Source organism: Vibrio sp. 10N.222.48.A3, from assembly GCF_041475345.1.
Lineage (GTDB): Bacteria > Pseudomonadota > Gammaproteobacteria > Enterobacterales > Vibrionaceae > Vibrio > Vibrio tasmaniensis_A.
The window spans coordinates 1-4,811 of record NZ_JBFRVX010001287.1 but is presented as its reverse complement, the minus strand read 5'-3'; the positions used below and the strand labels follow the sequence as shown (position 1 = coordinate 4,811).

Annotated in this window: 6 protein-coding genes; 3 read left to right on the top strand and 3 right to left on the bottom strand. The window is 42.9% G+C overall.

Annotated features, from left to right (window positions below):
• Positions 1–120 precede the first annotated feature (120 nt).
• Genes AB4653_RS25760 through AB4653_RS25750 form a run of 3 tightly spaced genes read left to right on the top strand, consistent with a single transcriptional unit; the run spans position 121 to position 1,112 of the window.
• A complete protein-coding gene (locus AB4653_RS25760; protein WP_102258490.1) occupies positions 121–372 on the top strand; it encodes a Rho-binding antiterminator in 252 nt (83 codons plus the stop codon).
• Positions 373–380: 8 nt separating this feature from the next.
• Complete coding sequence (locus tag AB4653_RS25755; protein ID WP_004733848.1) at positions 381–614, top strand: hypothetical protein; 234 nt, start codon at positions 381–383, stop codon at positions 612–614.
• Positions 615–662: 48 nt separating this feature from the next.
• Positions 663–1,112, top strand: coding sequence for a GyrI-like domain-containing protein (locus AB4653_RS25750; protein WP_009846810.1), 450 nt, complete (start codon positions 663–665; stop codon positions 1,110–1,112).
• Between the two features lie 127 nt (positions 1,113–1,239).
• Here AB4653_RS25750 and gltS read toward each other — a convergent pair whose 3' ends face one another.
• From gltS to AB4653_RS25735, 3 genes are all read right to left on the bottom strand, one after another.
• Complete coding sequence (gene gltS, locus AB4653_RS25745; protein WP_017104330.1) at positions 1,240–2,463, bottom strand: sodium/glutamate symporter; 1,224 nt, start codon at positions 2,461–2,463, stop codon at positions 1,240–1,242.
• A 76-nt stretch (positions 2,464–2,539) separates the two neighbouring features.
• Entirely contained in the window at positions 2,540–3,913 is a 1,374-nt protein-coding gene (locus AB4653_RS25740; protein WP_102258489.1) for a patatin-like phospholipase family protein, read from the bottom strand.
• A 205-nt stretch (positions 3,914–4,118) separates the two neighbouring features.
• Complete coding sequence (locus AB4653_RS25735; RefSeq protein WP_102258488.1) at positions 4,119–4,778, bottom strand: glutathione S-transferase; 660 nt, start codon at positions 4,776–4,778, stop codon at positions 4,119–4,121.
• Positions 4,779–4,811 lie beyond the last annotated feature (33 nt).

The window sequence follows — 4,811 nt, the reverse complement described above, 5'->3', positions numbered from 1 at the left end:
GTTTAGAAGCAAGTTTAGTTTCGGACGAACATCAATGTGATTTGGGTAAATGATTGATTATATGCATATTGCATAGTATGGCGTGTCGCATTAGCGTGGTGGATGAATTGGAGGGGTATTATGATTAGTTGCAACGATTACGATTATATTGAGATTGTGTGTATGCACCGATACCCAATCAAATTAACGCTGAAGTCTGGCGAGCAGATTGAATGTGTCGGATTAGATACTCAACGCAATGATAGCCGTGAAGAGTGCATTAAGGTCAGTATTCAAGGTGTAGAACAACTTGTCGTACTCACTGATCTTTCCACACTAGAAGTCTGTGTCAACAATCCTTATTTTCAGCAAATTTCATTCAAAACGTCATAGGCTTTCAAATGAATAACACCATAGAACAATGCTATTGCACCGCGTGCAGAGAAGACACACAACACGTTGTTGTGTTGGTCAGAAAGACCAGTGCGTTTGCAGACAAACCTAACCAAAAGCGAAGCGAGTTTTGGGCAGGCATGATAAAAGGTTGGTTCCTTGGCCCGTTTATCGCGTCAATGGATGAGTTTTCTCGTCATCTTGTCTGTGAAAAGTGTGGCCACAAAGAGATACAAGATTAGTTAAGATTTTACATAGTTAAAACGTCGATTGGCTTAGGAATAAAACGAATGAAAGTAGAAACGATTGAAGCCGTAAAGGCGTACGGGTTTTCAGTAAGAACCACTAATACCGATGAGATTGATCCAACAAAAGCAAAGATAGGTCAATTATGGCAAGGTTTTTTCGATCAAGCTTTTCCTAAGCTGACACCAGATTCAAAAGTGTATGGTGTCTACACCAATTACCAATCGGATTTTACTGGTGAGTTTGATGTTATTGCATGTACCAATGCACTTACCGATAACAATTTAGATGACCTAGTCGAAACCGAAATTGAAGCAGGTAAATATCTGACGTTTTCTGCTGAAGGTGAACTTCCTCAAGCGGTCATCGATTTATGGGGCGAAGTGTGGGCGTACTTCAACGCAGCAGATTGCCCACATGTTCGAACTTACACGACAGACTTTGAATTTTACAAAGGCGAAACTGAAGTCGAGATTTCGATAGCGATTCAATAAGCTTTGGGTAGTCGTTAGTGATAGTCAAATTGAGTCATTAGTAAAAGAGTCGCTCTGTATGAGCGGCTCTTTTTATTGGGGTATACCGCCTAAATAAATTGTGGTGTACCGTCTTAACAAAGGTCAGCTACATCATTCTCATGAAGTAAGGAATAATCAGTGCGTTCGCTAAATCAATGAAGAACGCGCATACCAATGGCACGATGATGAAGGCTTGTGCTGAATGCCCATATTTCTGACTTACTGCCGACATGTTTGCCATGGCTGTAGGTGTTGAACCTAACGAAATCCCTCCAAACCCAGCACATACAACGGCTGCATCATAGGTCTTACCCATTGATGGGAACACGATGAAGATATTGATTATCACGGCCAGTAGCAGCTGCATTGCCAATATCGCGAAGATAGGACCCGCCAAATCAATGAGCGTCCAAAGTTGCATGCTCATTAGGGACATCGCCAAAAATGTACCCAAGGATATTTCAGCAATTAAGTCGATAGCGGGCGAGCGTGTCGGCCATTTTGCGCCCGAGATTCTAGGGTAGGAGTCTGGCATTACGTTGGTGATCACGATACCCGCAAACAAACACGATACGAACAGTGGAAGTTGTAACCCGGTTTGACTGATCAATTCATTAAGCAACGCGCCGACAATGACACAAATATGAATCGCTAACACGGCGTCTAAAAATTGAAATGATGTAAGAGCTTGGTGTTGTTTTTTTGCATTTGAATCGATTGAGTTTGATTGCCCGTCGACAGGTTTGAGGTTGTGACGCTTAATGAGAAACTTTGCAATAGGGCCACCCATCAGGCTGGCTAAAATCAACCCAAATGTTGCACTGGCGATACCAATTTCCATTGCGCTTTCTAGGCCGAACTCTTCTGCAACCTTGGGTGCCCAAGCAATCGCGGTACCATGCCCGCCAATCAGTGAAATACTTCCGCTGAGTAGGCCAAAGACAGGCTCTAGGCCAAACATTGATGCGACAGAAATACCGACGATGTTCTGCATAATCATGAAGAAGATAGTGATTGATAGCAAAATCACCAAGGGCTTTCCGCCTTTGAACAGGTCTTTCAAACTTGAGTTAATCCCAATCGTGGTAAAGAAGTAGACCAATAATACATCGCGGGCAAATAGATCAAATTGCACTTCGATTGAGGTCGTCGCGTATAAAACCGCGAACAGAAGCGATGCCAAAATCCCACCAGAGACAGGTTCAGGGATACTGAACTCTTTCAAAAAACCGATGACTTGATTCAGCCTTCGTCCGACAAATAGAACCACGATCCCCATGGTCACTGCAAAGAATGACCCGAGATGTAAGATGTTGTTTTCAAATTCCATAGTGATCCTTGTAAAGGTGAAGTTATGACGTAACTTTAGTTGCCAAATTGCGCTTTAATAAGCAACTAGATTAGCATTATTTGTTGCGTTCAAATGATAAGAAGTTTCGGAATTCCGGATCGGCAACAAGTTGTTTGTTACCTTCTTCAATCAATAGATCGACGTTTTCTTTGTCTATCATAAAGTCCGTCGGAATTTGATTGAGCAAATATCGCTTTGCGCTGTTGTCTGATTTATTCAAGCTGATCTCAATGAAGTAGGGTGAAACCTTACGACCTTGATGAGAGGCCAGTTCTTGCCAAGATTGCAACTCGTCAACGATCAAATCTTTTGTTGTATCGTTGTAGCGATGCAACTGTATATCGGTGATGACATCCACCGTTTGTTTCATGGAAGGTGCTTCAATCGACTCTCCAATGCCAGATTCTGGCGTCGTCGATGCATCAACCGAAATGATGACAATAGGGCGCGCGTGTTGGTTGTCGTACAAGTTTTTCAACTCTTCGTTGTCGTTGTAACGCAAGTATTCAGACATCTCATATACCGATAGCAAACCGAGGTTGTCAGTAATTCCGCCATCCACAAGGTGGAGATAACTCACATCATCCTTATTGCTATATGACTTTAACGACTTGATCAGATTTCGGTTGCGGTAACTTGTGGCCTCAAACGAGGGTTGTAAATGCTCTGATTTATCACAGTCATTTTTGTTTTCTAGTACCACAGGTGTGAAAACGAAAGGCACAGCAGAAGAAGCCGTCACCGAACTGGACACTGAATAGCTGTTCAGGTCTGAACATATGAGGTCAAAATACTCTTGTGTGAATGAAAAACGCGAACCCGTTGAAATGTCGGTCGCGTTAATGACAATGTAGGGTGCATCTTCTCGGTGCATGTCGGCAAATGTACTTTCACCGAAGATGTTGGCTTTGTAATAGTCGGTGGCTTTGTCTGTTCTGGTGGCGTACGAGAACCAATAAGTCGGAGATAAAAGGATGGAGAACAGATCTTTTGAGACTTCGTGATAAAGGAACGTTTCTTCGTAATCTTCGAATATCTGGTCACCATACAAACCATAATACGCGGCGGTAAAGCTGCCACCGGATACCGAACTGATCATATCAACTTCTTCTAACAGATTGACCGTTTCACCATTTACTTGGATGTTGGTGTCGCGCAATGCTTGCAACACACCATATGAGAGCGCAGCCGCTCGTGTGCCGCCACCAGAAAAAGAGAGGATCAACGTAACTTTGCTATTGGGTTTATTGAAGCTTTTCGCCGTGTAGGTTTGATTCTGCTGCGCAGCAGATGGGCTTGTGTTGGTTACTTTGTTTTTCGCGCTACAGCCTGAAAGGGCAAGCGAGAAGGCCACTAACAGTGAAACTTTCGCGAACCCTTTAAAATCGGGGTTAGGTGTGTTGAATGTGTTTACTTTGTTTTTTGGCATAGCGCATTTCAAACTAACGTTGTGATTGAGTGAAATGCGATTTTCGTTGATATCTAATATGCCATCAATAGCATCGCTTGCGATTCAGTGTCACGATTTTCATAACAATAGAGAGCTGTCTATGCTTATTTAGAACTGTTTTCAGTCATCTTCGGCAATCTTCAGCAATATGGAGTTATCTCCAGCAATTCATAGCGACTTAATGCTACCCAAAAACACAATCTTGCTTGGTTTCATTCCACAAAGGGTATTGCTTCATGACTTGGGTGTAGAGCTTACTGTCGAGGTGCGCTCTTAACCAACGTCCTACGTTCTGATATTCAGATTGCACAAACCACTTCTTCTCGACTCTTACGAACTGGCTAACAAACGGCATCACAGCAAAGTCGGCGAGGCTTGGCTTTTCTCCAAAGAAATAAGGCTGATTGGTGAGTAATGCCTCTAACTTGCTGATGAATCCTTCACAGGCTTGTCTGCGTTGTTCACTATCGATGTTTCGGTAACGCACTGAAGCGCGGTATTTCTCTAAGTGACCAATGAATTCTTCATCGTTGGTTTTGATGAGTTGTTGGACTTGCTCGCTAAGTATTGGATTGCTTAAGCGCAGAAGATCTTGAGGATCGTTTTGTTGAAGCGCCCAGTTCATCACATCTAAGCTCTGTTCTATGATTTGACCATCAGGCAATACCAATACTGGAACAGTGCCTTTTGGCGAACTGGCCAATAGTTCGCTAGGCTTATCTTTGGTAACAATTTCTCGAAGTAACACTTTCTGCTGTGATAGTGCGATGCCCATCCTTCCTCGCATAGCGTAAGGGCAGCGTCTTAAAGAATAAAGGATAGGTAAATCGAATTCGTTTGGCATTATTGAGGTCATTTAGTTTGAAAAGTGTTGTTA

What these genes read in the sequence shown, in the direction of transcription:
- AB4653_RS25760 (WP_102258490.1), top strand. Translation starts at nt 121, where the DNA reads ATGATTAGTTGCAACGATTACGATTATATTGAGATTGTGTGTATGCAC.
- AB4653_RS25755 (WP_004733848.1), top strand. Translation starts at nt 381, where the DNA reads ATGAATAACACCATAGAACAATGCTATTGCACCGCGTGCAGAGAAGAC.
- AB4653_RS25750 (WP_009846810.1), top strand. Translation starts at nt 663, where the DNA reads ATGAAAGTAGAAACGATTGAAGCCGTAAAGGCGTACGGGTTTTCAGTA.
- gltS (WP_017104330.1), bottom strand. Translation starts at nt 2,463, where the DNA reads ATGGAATTTGAAAACAACATCTTACATCTCGGGTCATTCTTTGCAGTG.
- AB4653_RS25740 (WP_102258489.1), bottom strand. Translation starts at nt 3,913, where the DNA reads ATGCCAAAAAACAAAGTAAACACATTCAACACACCTAACCCCGATTTT.
- AB4653_RS25735 (WP_102258488.1), bottom strand. Translation starts at nt 4,778, where the DNA reads ATGCCAAACGAATTCGATTTACCTATCCTTTATTCTTTAAGACGCTGC.